Origin of the sequence: Burkholderia sp. AU31624 (genome assembly GCF_020420065.1) — a bacterium.
GTDB lineage: Bacteria > Pseudomonadota > Gammaproteobacteria > Burkholderiales > Burkholderiaceae > Burkholderia.
This window is the reverse complement of sequence record NZ_JAIZRT010000003.1, coordinates 783,295-799,932: the sequence shown is the minus strand read 5'-3', so window position 1 is coordinate 799,932 and position 16,638 is coordinate 783,295. Positions and strand designations below refer to the sequence as shown.

Here is a 16,638-nt window from a genome sequence, read left to right as displayed (position 1 = left end):
TGACGGGCGTGACATTCGCCACGCGGGACGGCGCGCGAGTCTATCCGGTGCAGACGATCGGGTGAAGAAAAGCCGGGGCATGCCCCGGCTTTTTCGTGGGTACGCGATGCTGCCGCTTACGCGTTCGCCGTCATCGCGTCCGCATCGCTCGAACGGATCCCGAGGCGTTCGAACAGCGCGCGGTCTTTCTGCGACTGCGGGTTGCTCGTCGTCAGCAGCTGGTCGCCGTAGAACATCGAGTTCGCGCCGGCGAGGAAGCACAGCGCCTGCAGCCCGTCGTCGAGCTGCTCGCGGCCGGCCGACAGGCGCACCACGGCCTTCGGCATCGTGATCCGCGCCACCGCGATCGTGCGCACGAATTCGAACGGGTCGAGCGGCGCGGTGCCTTCGAGCGGCGTGCCTTCGATCGCGACGAGGTTGTTGATCGGCACCGAATCCGGGTACGGGTTCAGGTTCGCGAGCTGCGAGATCAGGCCCGCGCGTTCGCGGCGCGATTCGCCCATGCCGATGATGCCGCCGCAGCACACGTTGATGCCCGCGTCACGCACGCGGTCGAGCGTGTCGAGGCGATCCTGGTAAGTGCGCGTCGAGATCACCTGGCCGTAGAACTCCGGCGACGTGTCGAGGTTGTGGTTGTAGTAGTCGAGGCCCGCGCTCGCGAGTTCCTGCGCCTGCTCGTCTTCCAGCATGCCGAGCGTCATGCAGGTCTCGAGGCCGAGTTCCTTCACGCCGCGTACCATCTCGGTCAGCGCCGGCATGTGGCGCTCCTTCGGGTTGCGCCACGCGGCGCCCATGCAGAAGCGGCTCGCGCCGTTCGCCTTCGCCGCGCGCGCGGCGTCGAGCACCGCGTCGACGTCCATCAGCTTCTCGGCCTTCAGGCCCGTGTCGTGGTGCGACGACTGCGAGCAGTAGCCGCAATCTTCCTCGCAGCCGCCCGTCTTGATCGACAGCAGCGTCGACAGCTGCACCGCGTTCGCGTCGAAGTGCTCGCGGTGCACCTGCTGCGCGCGGAAGAGCAGGTCGTTGAACGGCAGCTCGAACAGCGCGACGACGTCGGCGACGCGCCAGCGCTGCGAGACCGGAGCGGCCACGGGAATCGCGTCGGGATGCACGGTGGCGGCGGTCTGGGCTTGGGTCATATCGTTTTCCTGTCCTGGTCGGGGATGAGGGATCGGGGATCTGTTTCGGTTGGGTCAATGCCGCGCGGTGCGCAGCGTCTCGACGAGCGCGGCGATGTCGAGCATCGCCGCGGCGGATTCGGGGGCGGCGGGGCTCAGGTGCGGAATGCGGCCGAGCAGCGGCGCGCCATGCTCGCGCGCGAGCCAGTCGCGCATCGTCGCGATGTTTTCATCGGGGAACGACATCGCCGGGTCGACGTGGTTCGCGACCCAGCCGGCGAGCGTGAGGCCGCGCGCGGCGATCGCGTCGGCGGTCAGCAGCGCGTGGTTGATGCAGCCGAGCCGCACGCCGACCACGAGCACGACCGGCACGCCGAGCGCGACCGCGAGATCGGCCATGTCCTGCGTGTCGTTCATCGGCACGCGGAAGCCGCCGGCGCCTTCGACGACGACGATCTCCGCGCGCGTCAGCGCTTCGCGATGGCACGCGACGATCGTGTCGATGTCGAGCGTCACGCCTTCCTGTGCGGCGACGATATGCGGCGCGGCCGGTGCCTTCAGCAGGAACGGCGTGCGCAGCTCGGGCGGCAGCACGACGTTCGCGGCCGCGTCGAGCTGGTCGGCGTCCTCGTTGCGCCACACGCCGTCGCGTTCATACGCGCCGGCCGCGACGGGTTTCAGCGCGGCCGCGCGCAGGCCATGCCGCGCGAAGCCGTGCAGCATCGCGGCCGACACGAAGGTCTTGCCGATTTCGGTGTCGGTGCCGGTAACGAACAGCGAGAGCGGGGCGGTCATGCCGCAGTCTCCCGCCGGGCCGCCCCAAGGGAGGCTGCAGCCCCCTCGGGGGGCGGCGAACGAAGTGAGCATGGGGGCGGTTCTGTTTCCCGCCGGGCCGCCCCAAGGGAGGCTGCAGCCCCCTCGGGGGGCAGTGAACGAAGTGAGCGTGGGGGCTGTTCTGCCTCCTGCGCGGCCTGCGCTTCGCTGGCTTCGATCAGCGCGGCTTCGAGTCGCGCGAGATCGTCGAACGAATGCGCGGCCGACAGCGACACGCGCAGCCGCGACGTGCCGACGGGCACCGTCGGCGGCCGGATCGCGGGCACCCACAGGCCGTGCGCGTCGAGCGCGCGCATCGCCGCGAGCGTCGCGTCATTGCTGCCGATCACGAGCGGCTGCACGGCCGTGTGCGAATCGACCGGCTGCCAGCGCGTGTTGCGTAGCAGCGCGCGCGTGCGGTCGATCAGCGCGGCGAGATGCGCGCGTCGCGCGTCGCCTTCGTCGCCCGCGATCACTTTCAGGCTGGCCGATACCGCGTGCGCGACGGCCGGCGGCGCGGCCGTCGTGAAGATGTAGCTGCGCGCGCGCTGGATCATCCATTCGATCACGGTCTCGTGCGCGATCACGAACGCGCCCGCGACGCCGGCGGCCTTGCCGAGCGTGCCGACGTACACGAGATGCTGCGAGCGCAGCGCGGCGGCCGCGAGCGCGCCGCGGCCTTGCGGGCCGAGCACGCCGAAGCCGTGCGCATCGTCGACGACGAGCCACGCGCCGTGGCGTTCGGCCAGCGCGACGAGTTCGGCGAGCGGCGCGATGTCGCCATCCATGCTGAACACCGTGTCGCTGACGATCAGCTTCGTTTCGGCATCCGATGCGTCGAGCAACGCGGCGAGCGCGGCCGTGTCCGCATGCGGATAGACCTGCACGTTCGCGCGCGACAGCCGCATGCCGTCGATCAGCGACGCGTGGTTCAGCGCGTCGGAGAAGATCGTCGCGCCCCGGCCGGTGAGCGCCGTCATCGCGGCGAGGTTCGCCATGTAGCCGGTGCTGAAGTACAGCGCGCGCGGCGCGTCGGAGAAGCCGCCCGAGAAGGCCGCGAGTTCGTCCTCGAGCGTCGCGTGCGCACGCGAATGGCCGCCGAGCAGGTGCGAGCCGCCGCTGCCGGAGCCGTAGCGCTGCGCACCTTCGGCGAACGCGGCGACGAGCGCCGGATGCGCGGCGAGGCCGAGATAGTCGTTGCTCGCGAAGCCGACGATTTCGCGGCCGTCGACGGTCATGCGCGCATCGCAAGCGGTGTCGGCGGTGCGGCGCACGCGGCGCAGCCCTTGCGCGTCGAGCTCGGCGAGGCCGCGTTGCAGGGTATCGAGCAGAGGGTTCGTCGCTGCCTCCCGCCGGGCCGCCCCAAGGGAGGCAGCCGCCCCCTCGGGGGGCAGTGAACGAAGTGAGCGTGGGGGCTGTTGTGTCATCCGGCGATCTCCGCGAGCGTTGCATCGAGCGTGTCGCGCGTGCTTTGCGCGAGCCACGCGATGTCGTCGTCGCTCATCACGTACGGCGGCATCAGGTACACGGTCGTGCCGATCGGGCGCAGCAGCAGCTCGCGTTCCAGCGCGCGCTCGAAGAAGCGACGCGAGAAGCCGCGCGCCGCGTCGCCGTCGAGCGCGACGTCGAACGCGAACAGCGTGCCGCGCTCGCGCAGGTGCCGTACCTGCGGGTGCGCATCGAGCGGCGCGAGCGCGGCGCGCAGCGTCGCCGACTTGCGGGCATTGGCCGCGAGCACGTCGTCGCGCGCGAACAGGTCGAGCGTCGCGACCGCCGCGCGGCACGCGAGCGGGTTGCCCGTGTACGAATGCGAGTGCAGGAAGCCGCGCGTCGTGTCGTCGTCGTAGAACGCGGCGAACACGTCGTCGCGCGTGAGCACGAGCGACAGCGGCAGGTAGCCGCCGCTGATGCCTTTCGACAGGCACAGGAAATCGGGCCACACGCCGGCCTGCTCGCACGCGAAGAAAGTGCCGGTGCGGCCGCAGCCGACCGCGATCTCGTCGGCGATCAGATGCACGCCGAATTCGTCGCACAGCGTGCGCAGCCCGCGGACGTACGACGGATCGTGCATCGCCATGCCGGCCGCGCACTGCACGAGCGGCTCGACGATCAGCGCGGCGATCCGGTCGCCGCGTTCGACGAACAGGCGCCGCACGTCCGCGAGCGCGCGGCCCGCGACGTCGGCGGCCGTTTCGCCCGGCAGTGCGCCGCGTGCGTCGGGTGACGCGACGACGTGCGCATGGCGGATCAGCGGGTCGTACGCGTCCTTGAACAGCGCGACGTCGGTCACGCCGAGCGCGCCGATCGTCTCGCCGTGATAGCTGTTGGCGACGCAGACGAATTCCTGCTTGTTCGCGCGGCCGCGGTTGCGCCACGCGTGGAAGCTCATCTTCAGCGCGATCTCGACCGCCGACGCGCCGTCCGACGCGAAGAACGCATGGCCGAGCGTGCGCTGGGTGAGCGCGTGCAGCCGCTCCGCGAGCTCGATCGCGGGCTCGTGCGTGCAGCCGGCGAGCATCGCGTGCTCGAGCGTGTCGAGCTGGTCCTTCAGCGCCGCGTTGATGTCCGGGTTCGCATGGCCGAACAGGTTGACCCACCACGAGCTGATCGCGTCGAAGTAGCGGCGGCCGTCACGATCGTACAGCCACAGGCCCGCGCCGCGCGCGACGGGGATCAGCGGCAGGCGCTCGTGATGCTTCATCTGGGTGCAGGGATGCCAGACCGCGCGCAGGCTGCGCGCGACCCAGTCGTCGGTGGCTGGCGTACTCAAGGCGACTCCGGGGGATAAAACGGCTGCGCGGCATCGACGGGATGCCGCGCGGCGAGATACGAAACGCGCTGAGATTAGCGTGTTCCGCGACCCGTTGCACTACCGGTTACAAACACCGCAAAGCCTTGCCGGGCGGGAGTTCGGCGCAGATCGGGGCGGCTCGGGACGGTACGGTTCAGATATCCCGAAATGACCGCAGATGACGACGTTCGAGTGAGCCCCCCCAACTGAAAAAATCGTGGGGCGGGTGGGGCGTGATGGCGCAGAAATATGGGGAATGATGAAATGGGTGGTTTGTGGCGACACTGGGAGATCGAACGATCCAGCGTCTCGCGTTGCCCGATCGACGGGGACCATGCATGGCAAGGCGCCGGGACGGACGCCGATGGAAGGTGAGATCAGGGCAACGCTTTACGTAACGCCGGGTGGGATACGTCATCGATGTGGCGGAACGCCGGCGTGATCTTGTCGATTTCCTTGCCGGGCACGCCGCGCTCCTCGAAACACGTCTTCCACTCGCGGGTCGGCTGCCAGACTTCCGCAATCGCGAGTCCGGCATCCGTTTTCGAAAGACCGAACGCATCCCGGGCGTCGAACGCGTTGTCCAGCGTCGCGAGCCGGCCTTGCGGCCCGATGCCGAGGTGCAAATAGCGTTCGTGCGCGCTGCTCGGCCGGGGCAGGACATCGTACAGCGGGCTGAGGCGCCAGCCGGGGAGGCGGGGGTCGTAGATGAATCCGTGGTTGCGCAGGTGGTCGTCGTCGTTGCTCACGAGGATGTTGAAGACCATCCGCTTGAACAGTTCCCGGTTGTCGGCGCGAATGGCATCGATGTGTCCATGCTGCCGGATCGCGTGCGCGACGTCCTGGTAACTTTTCGCCATCGATTCCATCTCGGCACAGCCGACCAGCGTCAACGCACTCGCGAAGGGGAGTCTTCGCTCGGTTGCTCCGGCGCGAGGGGGCAGGTATAACGCGTCGTCGCCGCGAAGGGTGCCGAATTTGGGGTGGGTCCAGTACCGATCGAATCGACGGATCAACATGACCTGACGGGTTCCCACGTCGACGATGCGGGTGGGCGGTACCCGAATGCCGCACTGTGCCGCCAGACGAAGCGTGGCTTCTTCGATGACCGTCAGGTTCAACCGATCGCTGAGACTCGGGAATTTGGCCAGCCACAACACGCCTTCTTCGTCTCGCACCGTCGCCTTCGGGCGCGCACCGCCGAGACCGCTCCCTTGTACGAAGATGGCCTCGAGTTCGGCGGGCACGGTCTCGCCTTCCTCGATGCGCGCCGCCGAATCGACCAGGTATTCGAGGTTGAGCAGGCCATTGCCCGCCTGCGGGCCGGGAGGCGTGTCCAGGCTTTCCCGAACGTCGAGTGCGCCGATCCGCTGACTGCCGGCGTGCAGGAGATAGGTGGACTCGGGCAGCGCGTTGGCTTTGGCCCTGAGCTTGGCTTCGATGACACGTCGCCCCCATGCATCGGGCGCGGCATCGCGAATACCGCCGAACTGCGTCAATCCGCCCGCCGGAAAGTTCATCTTGCCGCGTATCTCGTCCTTTCTTGCGAGGCCCAGGCTGACCGGATCGATTTCGATGGCGTTGGGCCGGCCGAGATAGCGCAAGCCGTATGCGAAGCTCGACGCCTGCAGGCTCACGCCGTCTTCGGTCATTTCGAGCAGGCCGGCGGGTGCCCAGTCGTCGTCGAGATAGGCAAACACCGCGAGTCTTTTGACGACGGCAGCCATCAGAAGTCCAGATCCTTGAGTTCGTTGTCGGTGAGCGAGCGCACACGCCGGCCGCGTTCGCGGGCCGCTTGAGCCTTGAGCGACGGGTCCGTTCCGGAGAGCAGTTCCAGCAGGGTCGTTCCTGGCGCAATCGCGTCGAGATACCGAAGCCACTGCCCGAGGGCGACGCCCGGATCGCCTTTCTCGATGCGATAGGCGGTATTGCGCGAGAGCCCGGCGCGGGTGGCCGCCTCGTTTTGCTGAACGCGGCGCGAAACGCGCAGACGGGCGAGCGCTTCGCCAACGCGGGCGGCTTCCGCGAGAACGGTTGGGCCGGCGGCAGCGGCTTGATTGACCTTCATGCTCGTAAAATCGATCGTTATGTCGATAGGGATCGAAATAACGATCATGATAGATCATGACTCCACGAATTCAAGCTGGATGCTCGTAAAAACAAGCGTTCCATGGATTGCGCTCGATTTTACGAGCACGAGCGATGCGTGAAGCGAGGCGCTGAGATGGTCTCGGCGTGCCGGGCGAGGGGAGGGAAGTGACGGACTTGCGTCAGCGCGACGCCAGCGCCGGCGTACCGGTGTCGCGTGCGGTGCCGTCGTCGTGATCGGCCGTCTGCGTCGCGTCGTTCCACACGACCCGGTCGTTGACCGCATACAGCCGGCACGAACCTGCGCCCTGCTTCGAGCAGTTGTCGAGCGCGAGCGCCATCGGATCGTCGCCGCCTTCGGCCCACGACCACGCGCCTTCCGACGACACCGCGAACGCGCGGCTCGGATGCTGGTTCAGGAAGCGGCGATAGCCTTCACGGCCGGCTTCGTCGACATACGGTACCGCGTTGACCGAGTCGATCGACGCATAGCCGCTCGCCTTCGGTTCGTGCGGGCTCGCGACCGCGTAGCGCACCGACGTCGGCAGGTTCAGCTGCGCGAGGAACGCGTTGACGGCCGGCCACCACACGGGCACGCCGTCGCGATCGACGATCAGCCGGTGCGCGTCGTCCTTGTAGCGGCCGAAATCGATGAACTGGGCCTGCGTGCCGTGCGAAACGTACGCGTCGTGCATCTGCGCGACGAGCCCGGGCGTCCACACCGAGTCGTTGTCGCCGTACAGCCACAGCGACCGCACGGCCGTGTGCGCGCCGTACTGGTCGAACGCGTCGACGAGGTTTTTCTGCCAGCCGTCGCAGAGGTCCTGGCGCAGCCCGCCGGAGAAGTTGATGATGCCGCGCACGCCCGGTGCGGCTTCGGTGCCGTACGCGACCGACACGAGGCCGCCGTGCGACGTGCCGGCGACGACGATGCGCGACGCATCGACGTACGACTGATGCGACATGTAGCGCACCGTCGCGTCGACATCGGCCGCCTGCGCGAGGCCGTTCTTGCCGACGTTGCAGCCTTCCTGCTGGTACGTGCCGTCCGAGCCCGCGAAGCCCTGGCGGTTCGGCGCGATCACCGCATAGCCGCGGCGCACGAATTCGCGCGCGAACGCGAGCGGCCGGCTGCGCGGCTGCTGATGGAGATCGCCGGTGTTCTTGCCGTGGTTGAAGACGACGAGCGGGAACGGGCCGGGCCCGTTCGGCTTGAAGAGCGTGGCCTCGAGCGTGACGGTGCCCGATGCGTCGGCCGGAATGCGGAGGATCTGTTCGTTCAGGTCGGCGGCGACCTGCGGCAGGTTCGAATCGGCGTAGTCGAAGCGTTCGGCGTGGGCGAGCGACCCGCTGGCGCCGGCACCCGTCCCCGTATTGGCGCTCGGCAGCGTACCGGCCTGAGCGGCCGACAGCGCACACGCCGCCATCCATCCCACCAATCCCTTGCTGAACGCCATTCGTAAGCCCTGCCATGCAACATGACCAATTCGAGGTCATCGTAGCCGGACAAAATGGGGTTGTGCAATGCGGGAATTACCCGGCGTCTGACACAGCAACTATTTGTCAACGTTCACTGACTTCGCCGTCGACGTAGCGCCAGAAACCCTGTTCGTCGCGCTCGAAACGGCTCGTCTCGTGGAGCCGGTAAGCGCGTCCGCCAACCTTGTAGCGGGCCACGAACTCGACCTCCGCGTGCCGCTCGTCGAGCGGCGCGTGGCGTTTGACCGCGAGGCCGAGCCAGCGCGGCGCGTCGGGCGCTTCGGGGTCGGTGTCGAGATCGGGCGGGCAGGTGCGCGCGGCCCAGGTCGCGCGCAGGTAGTCGGTCGCGCCGAGCACGTATGCGCTGTACCGCGAGCGCATCAACTCGAGTGCGGTCGGCGCGGCCTCGCCGCCGTCGATGAAGCGGCCGCAGCAGGCCGCATAGCGGGGCGCCGGCGCTTTGCCGGCGGGAGCGGGGGACGCGCCGCCGCACGGGCACGCGTCAGGTCGGTTCAAAATCATGCGAAACAGGAATTAACGACGTAGGGTTGTCGGCTGACTACCCGCTCACCAGCTCAGCTCGATACCGTCGTACTGGAAGAAACGGCCGTTTGCCTGCGACACGTCCGCGCCGGATTCGGCGATCACGCGGCGCATGCCGGTCACGCTGGTTTCCGGGTCGATCGCGGCCTGCGCGCCGCCCATGTCGGTGCGCACCCAGCCGGGATGGAGCGAAATGCATGCGGCGTGGCGCGTCTGCAGCGACGCGATGCGCAGCGCATCGTTCAGCGCGGCCTTGCTCGCGCGGTACAGCCAGCCGGTCGTGCCGGTCGCCTCGGCGATGCTGCCCATCCGGCTCGACACGACGGCCAGCACGCCGCGCGCGTCCTCGACGAGCGGCAGCACGATCGGCAGCAACTGCATCGGCCCGCGCACGTTCGTATGCATCACCGCGTCGAAATCCTCGGCAGTGACCGTCTCGACTCCTTCGGTGCGCGGCCCGTACACACCCGACACCAGCACGGCCGCATCGAGCCGCTCGCCGTCGAGCTTCCAGCCGAGCGCCGCGATCTGCTCGGGCTGCGTGATGTCGAGCGCATGGGCCTGCGCGCCGAGCGCGCGCAGCGCGTCGAGCGACGCGTCGTCGCGCGCGGTGGCGATCACGTTCCAGCCGTCGCGCCGGTATTGGCGGACGAATTCGCGGCCGAGGCCGCGCGATGCACCGACGATCAATGCGGTTTTCATGCCCGTCGCTCCTTTGCTTGGCGCCGCCGTGGCGGCAGCGCCGGGGTCAGATCCATTCGATGGGTGGCACGGCTGCACGCCTGCGCAGCGATCCGCTGCGCAGGCTAGAGTGTCACTTCGTGTCGTCGCACGGCTTCAGCGTGGCGGCGACCGCCTGCGCGACGCCTTCGAGTCGTGCGGCGTCCGCCGCGATCATGTCGTTGTCCGGTGCATGCTCGCCGCCGGCGACGAGTGCGGCCACGCAGCGCTTGTAGGTCTCGTCGAGCGCGTCGAAGCTCGACACGGCCATCCCGAGGTTGCGCATCCGGCCGTCATGCACGCCGTACACGAGCCCGTGCACGGTGAGCGACTGGCCGCGCGCCCACGCGTCGTTGACGATCGTCGTGCGGCACACGTTGACGACCTGCTCGATCGCGTTCAGCTCGATCAGGCGCCGATAGCGCGCTTCGCCCACCGGCCATGCGTCGAGCAGCGCCGAGTGGCGTTCGCGCACGTCCTGCACGTGATGCAGCCAGTTGTCGGCGAGGCCGACGCGGCGGTTGAGCAAGGCGGCGTTCACGCCCGAGCAGCCGTAGTGGCCGACCACCATGATGTGCTTCACGCGCAGGATGTCGACCGCGAACTGGATCACCGACAGGCAGTTCAGGTCGCTGTGCACGACCACGTTCGCGATATTGCGGTGGACGAACACTTCGCCCGGCGGCAGGCCGATGATCTCGTTCGCGGGCACGCGCGAATCCGAGCAGCCGATCCACAGATATTCCGGCGCCTGCTGGTGGGCGAGACGCGCGAAGAACTGCGGGTCGTCCTCGAGCTTGTGCTTGACCCAGGCGTCGTTGTTGTCGAACAGGTGTGAAAGCGGATTGTCTTGGGGGTTCATCGGTGTGGATTCCGTTGACGGAAATCGGGTCGCAATCGGTGCGGTCTAGCGGGCGTCAGGCGGCGCGCTGCGCGTCGCCGGCGCCCTCGTTCTGGTCCGTCGCGCCGAAGCGCGCGGGGTAGCGCACGCAAAAGCGCAGCGCGGTGTCGTACGGGTAAAAGTCGGGCAATTCGCCCTGGATCAGCTTGTCCTTGCTGGCCTGCCACAGCGCGGGATCGAAAAAGTCCGCGTGATGCTTCATGAAGACGTCGCGCACGCGCGGGTCGCCGAGCAGGAACGGCCCGTAGGTCTCCGGAAAGATGTCGTGCGGGCCGACGGTATACCACGGCTCGCCGGACAGCTCGTCTTCCTCGTTGCGCGGCGGCGGCACGCGGCGCACGTTGCAGTCGGTCAGGTACTCGATCTCGTCGTAGTCGTAGAACACCACGCGGCCGTGGCGCGTGACGCCGAAGTTCTTGTACAGCATGTCGCCGGGGAAGATGTTCGCCTTCATCAGCTCCTTCACCGCGTTGCCGTACTCCTTCACGCCGTGCTCGACGTCGGCATCGGAGCCGTTCTGCAGGTACAGGTTGAGCGGCGTCATCCGGCGCTCGATGTACAGGTGCTCGATCACGAGATTGCCGTCCTCGTATTCGAGCAGCGACGGCACCTCCTTCTCCAGCTCGCGCACGAGCGCGTGGTCGAGCCGCGCGAGCGGCAGCGCGACGCTCGAATACTCGAGCGTGTCGGCCATTCGCCCGAGGCGGTCGTGGCGCTTCACGAGCTGGTACTTCTCCATGATCTGCGCGCGCGTCGTTTCCTTGGGCGGCGGGAACTGATCCTTGATGATCTTGAACACGTACGGGAACGACGGCAGCGTGAACACGAGCATCACGAGGCCCTTGATCCCGGGCGCGATGATGAAGCGGTCGCTCGAATGCGACAGATGGTGCAGCAGGTCGCGATAGAACAGGTTCTTGCCCTGCTTCTGCAGGCCGACCGACGTGTAGATCTCCGCCTTCGGCTTGCCGGGCATGATCGTGCACAGGAAGTCGACGTACGCGGACGGCACGCCCATGTCGACGAGGAAATACGAGTGCGAGAAGCCGAAGATGATCATCAGCTGGTCGCGGCGCAGCAGCACGGTGTCGAGCGCGAGCACGCCCGGGCGCACGTGGCGGATCGGCACCGCGAACGGCAGCACGCGGTCGGCGTTGATGATGCGGCCGACGATGTATGCGCTCTTGTTGCGGAAGAACAGCGACGACAGCACGTGGATCTGGAAATTCGGCGCTTCGTCGAAATGGCCGAATTCGTCGTGGATCGCGTCCATCACGCATGCGATGTCGCGCGGGAGATCGTCGAACGCCGGCTCGAGCTGGAAGTTCGTGACGATCCGCTCGAGCGTCGCCGCGAGCCCGTCGGTGCCTGGATAGTACGCGCGGTAGGTCGGCTTCGCGGCCGGCTCGTCGTTCTCCAGATACTCGGTCGAGATCGCCGGGCGCACGAAGATGAAATCGTTGCTGAAGTACGAGCGGTGCAGGATCTTGCAGCACACCGAATTGAAGAAGGTCTCCGCGCACTCGGGCTGGCGGTGCGACGTGAGCAGGCCGATGTAGTGCAGCTTGATCTGCTGCCACACTTCGTCGTCGATGTTCTCCGCGTCGTATTCGTCTTCCAGCACCTCGACGCATTCCTTCACGCGATCGTCGTACGACGTGATCCGCTCGCGCGCGAGCCGCTGCAGCCCGTGCCAGTCGCCGCGCTCGAACAGCGTCTTCGCCTCGACGGCCGCGTCGCGGAAGATCCGGTAGTGGCGGTCGAAGTTTTCGAGCATCGTCTGCGCGACGTCGAAACCGATCTGCGAGGACAGCAGTTTGGGGAAGTGATTCATCGCGTGCAGGCTCGTTCGGGAGGGGCTGTAAGCACTCGCCATTTTAGCGCCCAAGCGGGCGGTTCAAGGGCTTTGCGGCAAGGCGCGGCCGGCCGGCAAGCGGCGGGTTGCCCGCCGTTGGGTGCCGTTCGGTGCATCTTCGCGTAAAGATACGGGTACGGAACCGATTCTGGCACGAACTTTTTTTGACGGGCAGCAAGCCGCCGGGCACGCGTTCCCCGGGACGGCGATAGAATCGGCGGAACGCCCGCCATGGCCTGCCGCCCGCGCGCAATCGCACCGATAACGACGAGACGCCCCACCGATGAACGCACTGGAACACCAACTCGACTATCCCTTCGCCGATACGCTGCCCGCCGCGGGCGACACGTTCGAGGTCGCGCCCGGCGTGCGCTGGCTGCGCATGCCGCTGCCGTTCTCGCTCGATCACATCAACCTCTGGCTGCTGCGCGACGAGATCGACGGGCAGGCCGGCTGGACGATCGTCGATTGCGGGATCGCGTCGGATGCGATCCGCGCGCACTGGGAGCAGATCTTCGACACGCATCTCGACGGCCTGCCCGTGCTGCGCGTGCTCGTCACGCATTGCCACCCCGATCACTTCGGCCTCGCGAACTGGCTGTGCGAAGGCGGCGACAAGGGCCGCTGGAACGTGCGGTTGTGGATGACGCTCGGCGAGTACATGTTCGGCTGCCTGATGGCGGCCGGCAACGGCTCGAACGCGGGCGGCGCGGCCGCCGCCGATCACTTCGCGCGCCACGGGCTGACCGATCCGGCCGCGCTCGACAAGCTGCGCAACCGCCGCCACTACTACTCGGATCTCGTGCCGGCCGTGCCGCCGCGCTACCGGCGCTTGCGCGAAGGCGACGCGGTGACGATCGGCGCGCGCACGTGGCGCGTCGTGACCGGCTTCGGCCATTCGCCTGAACATTGCGCGCTGCACAGCGAAGCGGACGGCGTGCTGATCTCCGGCGACATGGTGCTGCCGCGCATTTCGACGAACGTGTCCGTGTTCGACCTCGAACCGGAGGCGAACCCGCTCGCGCTGTACCTGCAGTCGCTCGGCCGCTACGAGACGATGGCGCCCGATACGCTGGTGCTGCCGTCGCACGGCAAGCCGTTTCGCGGCGTGCGCACGCGCATCACGCAACTGCGCGAGCACCACGACGCGCGCCTGGCCGAAGTGCGCGTCGCGTGCGCGGAACAGCCGATGAGCGCGGCCGACATCGTGCCGATCATGTTCCGCCGCCGCGAACTCGACATCCACCAGATGACGTTCGCGCTCGGCGAGGCGCTCGCGCACCTGAACCTGCTGTGGCTCGCGGGCGAGCTCGTGCGCGAGCAGGGCGACGACGGTGTGCTGCGGTTCCGCACCGCCGGCTGACACCGTTTCGTTCTCCTCAAGCGACGGGTTCGTAGCGCCACCCGTCGCGATGCCATTGCATCGTATGCGTCGGGTCGAGCGCCGCAAGAAACGCGGGGTCGTGCGACGCGACCACGATCGCGCCGGGGAAGCCCGCCAGTGCGGCTTCGATCGCCCGCACCGATTCGAGATCGAGGTGATTGGTCGGCTCGTCGAGCAGCAGCAGTTGCGCGGGCGTGCCGCGCCACAACGCGCACGCGAGCGCGGCCTTCAGCCGTTCGCCGCCGCTCAGTTGCCGCGCCGGCTGCGTTGCGCGTACCGCGTCGAGCTGCAACAACGCGAGACGGCTACGCAGGTCGCCTTCGGCGAGCGGCGTATCGAGCAGCCCCAGTTGCTCGACGATCGAGCGATCGGGATCGAGCAGCGCGAGCCGCTGGTCGAGATACGCGGCACTTACGTGTGTCGTGCATGCGCCCGAACGCGGCGCAAGCTCGCCCGCGAGCATGCGCAGCAACGTTGATTTGCCGCAGCCGTTCGGGCCGGTCAATGCAATGCGCACCGGGCCGCTGGCCGACCATGTGATCGCGTCGGCATCGCCGGCGATGCGCCACGGCAGTTGCGCGCGGTCGAGCGTGAACAGCTGGCGGCGTGCGCTGACCTCGGTGCCCGGCAGCGACACGAGCACGGGCGCATCGGCTTCGACGCGCGCGGCCGCTTCCTGCACGCGTTCGTCGAGCGTCGCCTTGAATTCATTCTGGTGGCGCCGCACCGTGCCCATGATGCTGCGCGCCGCACCCTTGCGACTCTGTTTTGCCCCCGACGACAGGTTGGCCGTCTTCGCGTCGCGCAGCGACGCGGCCGCGTGGCGCTGGATCGTGTCGTGTTCCTGTTCGAGCCTGCGCCTGACGCGTCCGCGTTCGGCACGCGCGTTGTCGAGCGCGGACTGCGCGGCATCCTGTTCCGCGTCGCGCTGCGCACGATAGAGCGCGTAGTTGCCGCCGTACGCGCGCACGCCTTGTGGCGTCAGCTCGACGATGCGCTGCACGTCGGCGAGCAGCGCACGGTCGTGGCTCACGATGACGAGGCCGCCGCGCCAACCGTCGAGCGCCGCGCGCAGCCACGCGCGGCCCGACGCGTCGAGATGGTTGGTCGGTTCGTCGAGCACGAGCAAGCCCGCGCCGGACAGCAGCGCGCCGATCAGCGCGACGCGTGCGAGCTGCCCGCCGCTCAGTGCCTGCGCGGGCGTGTCGGGTTGCACGTCGTGCAGGCCGGCCGCGTCGAGCGCGGTGCGCAGCCGTTCCGCGAGATCCCAGCGATCGCCGATCAGGTCGAAGTCGTGCGGTTCCGCGCGGCCGTCGGCGAGACGTGCGAGCGCGCCGAGCGGTGCATCGAGTGCGGCGATCTGCGCGACGGTTCGCGGGCCGGCCGATACGCCACCGTAGTCGTGCTGCTGCGCGACGTAGACGACGTGCGTGTGCCGCTCGATCGCCCCCGCGCTCGGCGCGCAGCGGCCCGCGATCAATTGCGCGAGCTGGCTCTTGCCGATGCCGTTGCGGCCGACGATGCCGGTCGGCGTGCGATCGATGGAAAGGTTGAGCGAATCGAACAGCGTGAAGCCGTCGTCGAAGCGGAAGGAAACGTGATGAAGCGCGACGAGCGCGCCGGTGGGCGTGGCTGCAGCCATAAGCACCTCCAAAAATGCGTGAAGACCTTCGCGCGCGGCGTACGTGGCACGGCGGCGAAAACATTTTGGGAAGGCTTAGTTGTTCACTTTGGCTGGCGTCCGGTATGAGGAATAGGCGCGCAGTGTAGCAAGCGCGGCGCGCGGGCCGCAAGCGACGGTCGGACGCACCGTCGCTTGCGCGCCACGTCATGCGCCGCGTCCGGCGCGCATCAACAGCGCTTTCGCGAGGGTCCTGCCGTCAGGACCGAGCGGTCGGTCGAGCGCCGCCTGTCGAATCTCGCCGGCTTTCCGTTCATTCCCGGCCCGTGTCGCCAGCAGACTTTCGGCCAGCGCGGCGGACAGGCACGAGGCGTCGAGCCGCCGCGCGATTTCCGCATGGTGTTTCGCTTCGTCTATGCGGCCGTCGTGGACACAGACCACCGCCAGGCCGCCATGTGCGTCGGCGAAGCCGCCGTCCAGCGCCGCCGCGCGTTCGAAGCGGGGGCGCGCGGCATCCGGAGCGCCATCGAACAACTGGCCCCAAGCGGCGGCGGCCCAGGCACCTGAGTGGACTTTCAGGTTGTTTGCAGCCTGGTCGAGCAATTTGCAGGCGGTGTCGAAATGCCGTTCGGACAATTCGACGAGACCCATGCCGAGCGTTGCGCGAGCGCTGTCGGGGTTGAGCGCGAGCGCGCGCCGGAACAGCTCGCGTGCCGTGTCGACCGATGGGCCGTCGAGCGCAAGGAGGCCGCGCACGGTGAGGCCATCGACGGTGTCGGCGGCCGATTCGGCGCAACGGCGTGCTTCGTCGAGGTTCGCTGCGTCGAAGAGTGCGGTGGCGAGTGCGCCGTACAGGTCGGGGCTGGCGTCGGGGCGGTCGACGTGGAGCCGGCCGAGTGCGATCGCGTCGTCGAGGCGGCCCAGATGATGAAGCACGCGCAGCGTCAATGGAATCGCGCCGGGGACGCCAGCGACCGCGGCGTCGTCGAGCATGTCGAGCGCATCGTCGAAGCGGCCGAGCATCGCGGTTGCGTAAGCGGCGTTGTAGCGGATCGACCCCTCGCCGTGCGTCGCAAGCAGCGGCGCGAATGCGCGTAGCGCGGCGTCGAATCGACGCTGCGACAGCGCGGCCAGGCCTCGCAGGTGAGCGAGTGCAGGTGGCAGCGGTGCATGGGCGGCGTGGCGATCGAGCAGCGCGTCGCATAAGGCGACGTCGTTCGCGTCGAATGCGGCATCGGCCGCATCGGCCAGCAAATTGAGATTGTCTGGGTCCGCATCCAGGAATGACATCAGCCGCTCGACGCGGACCGTCGCCATCATGTCGG

The 16,638-nt window shown here is 68.1% G+C and carries 14 protein-coding genes; 1 reads left to right on the top strand and 13 read right to left on the bottom strand.

Annotated elements, in window-relative coordinates; translation table 11 throughout:
• Positions 1-116: 116 nt before the first annotated feature.
• The 11 genes from bioB to aceK form a co-directional block, all read right to left on the bottom strand.
• Positions 117-1,139 (bottom strand): biotin synthase BioB, encoded by a 1,023-nt coding sequence (gene bioB / locus LGM89_RS13990; RefSeq protein WP_089495741.1) that lies wholly within the window; start codon positions 1,137-1,139, stop codon positions 117-119.
• 54 nt (positions 1,140-1,193) lie between these two features.
• On the bottom strand, positions 1,194-1,913 hold the full coding sequence (gene bioD / locus LGM89_RS13985; RefSeq protein WP_089495740.1) for a dethiobiotin synthase: 720 nt from the start codon (positions 1,911-1,913) through the stop codon (positions 1,194-1,196).
• Positions 1,910-3,358 carry an 8-amino-7-oxononanoate synthase gene (bioF, locus tag LGM89_RS13980; protein ID WP_226273248.1) on the bottom strand — a complete coding sequence of 483 codons (1,449 nt, stop codon included), beginning with the start codon at positions 3,356-3,358 and terminating at the stop codon, positions 1,910-1,912. Before bioF ends, bioD begins: the two co-directional genes overlap by 4 nt.
• Positions 3,355-4,701 (bottom strand): adenosylmethionine--8-amino-7-oxononanoate transaminase, encoded by a 1,347-nt coding sequence (gene bioA / locus LGM89_RS13975; RefSeq protein ID WP_226273247.1) that lies wholly within the window; start codon positions 4,699-4,701, stop codon positions 3,355-3,357. The genes bioF and bioA overlap by 4 nt, the downstream gene beginning before the upstream one ends.
• 398 nt (positions 4,702-5,099) lie before the next feature.
• Positions 5,100-6,449 carry a type II toxin-antitoxin system HipA family toxin gene (locus tag LGM89_RS13970; protein WP_226206730.1) on the bottom strand — a complete coding sequence of 450 codons (1,350 nt, stop codon included), beginning with the start codon at positions 6,447-6,449 and terminating at the stop codon, positions 5,100-5,102.
• Positions 6,449-6,838, bottom strand: a complete 390-nt coding sequence (locus LGM89_RS13965; RefSeq protein WP_226206731.1) for a helix-turn-helix domain-containing protein — start codon at positions 6,836-6,838, stop codon at positions 6,449-6,451. Before LGM89_RS13965 ends, LGM89_RS13970 begins: the two co-directional genes overlap by 1 nt.
• Positions 6,839-6,992: 154 nt before the next feature.
• A complete protein-coding gene (locus tag LGM89_RS13960; RefSeq protein ID WP_226273246.1) occupies positions 6,993-8,267 on the bottom strand; it encodes a dienelactone hydrolase family protein in 1,275 nt (424 codons plus the stop codon).
• A 106-nt stretch (positions 8,268-8,373) separates the two neighbouring features.
• Positions 8,374-8,811, bottom strand: coding sequence for a YchJ family protein (locus tag LGM89_RS13955; protein ID WP_069248996.1), 438 nt, complete (start codon positions 8,809-8,811; stop codon positions 8,374-8,376).
• Between the two features lie 45 nt (positions 8,812-8,856).
• Complete coding sequence (locus LGM89_RS13950; protein ID WP_089441137.1) at positions 8,857-9,534, bottom strand: SDR family oxidoreductase; 678 nt, start codon at positions 9,532-9,534, stop codon at positions 8,857-8,859.
• Positions 9,535-9,646: 112 nt separating this feature from the next.
• Positions 9,647-10,414 carry a carbonate dehydratase gene (gene can, locus LGM89_RS13945; protein WP_226273245.1) on the bottom strand — a complete coding sequence of 256 codons (768 nt, stop codon included), beginning with the start codon at positions 10,412-10,414 and terminating at the stop codon, positions 9,647-9,649.
• Between the two features lie 55 nt (positions 10,415-10,469).
• A complete protein-coding gene (gene aceK / locus LGM89_RS13940; protein WP_226206734.1) occupies positions 10,470-12,287 on the bottom strand; it encodes a bifunctional isocitrate dehydrogenase kinase/phosphatase in 1,818 nt (605 codons plus the stop codon).
• Positions 12,288-12,591: 304 nt separating this feature from the next.
• Between aceK and LGM89_RS13935 the strand changes: the two genes are divergently transcribed.
• Positions 12,592-13,671: an MBL fold metallo-hydrolase gene (locus LGM89_RS13935; protein WP_089495733.1), complete on the top strand. Its 1,080-nt coding sequence runs from the start codon at positions 12,592-12,594 to the stop codon at positions 13,669-13,671.
• Between the two features lie 16 nt (positions 13,672-13,687).
• Here LGM89_RS13935 and LGM89_RS13930 read toward each other — a convergent pair whose 3' ends face one another.
• Together LGM89_RS13930 and LGM89_RS13925 are read right to left on the bottom strand one after the other, a co-directional pair.
• Positions 13,688-15,334 carry an ABC-F family ATP-binding cassette domain-containing protein gene (locus LGM89_RS13930; protein WP_226273244.1) on the bottom strand — a complete coding sequence of 549 codons (1,647 nt, stop codon included), beginning with the start codon at positions 15,332-15,334 and terminating at the stop codon, positions 13,688-13,690.
• Positions 15,335-15,520: 186 nt separating this feature from the next.
• The gene (locus LGM89_RS13925; RefSeq protein ID WP_226273243.1) at positions 15,521-16,630 is read right to left on the bottom strand and encodes a tetratricopeptide repeat protein; all 1,110 of its coding nucleotides are present in this window, start codon (positions 16,628-16,630) and stop codon (positions 15,521-15,523) included.
• Positions 16,631-16,638 lie beyond the last annotated feature (8 nt).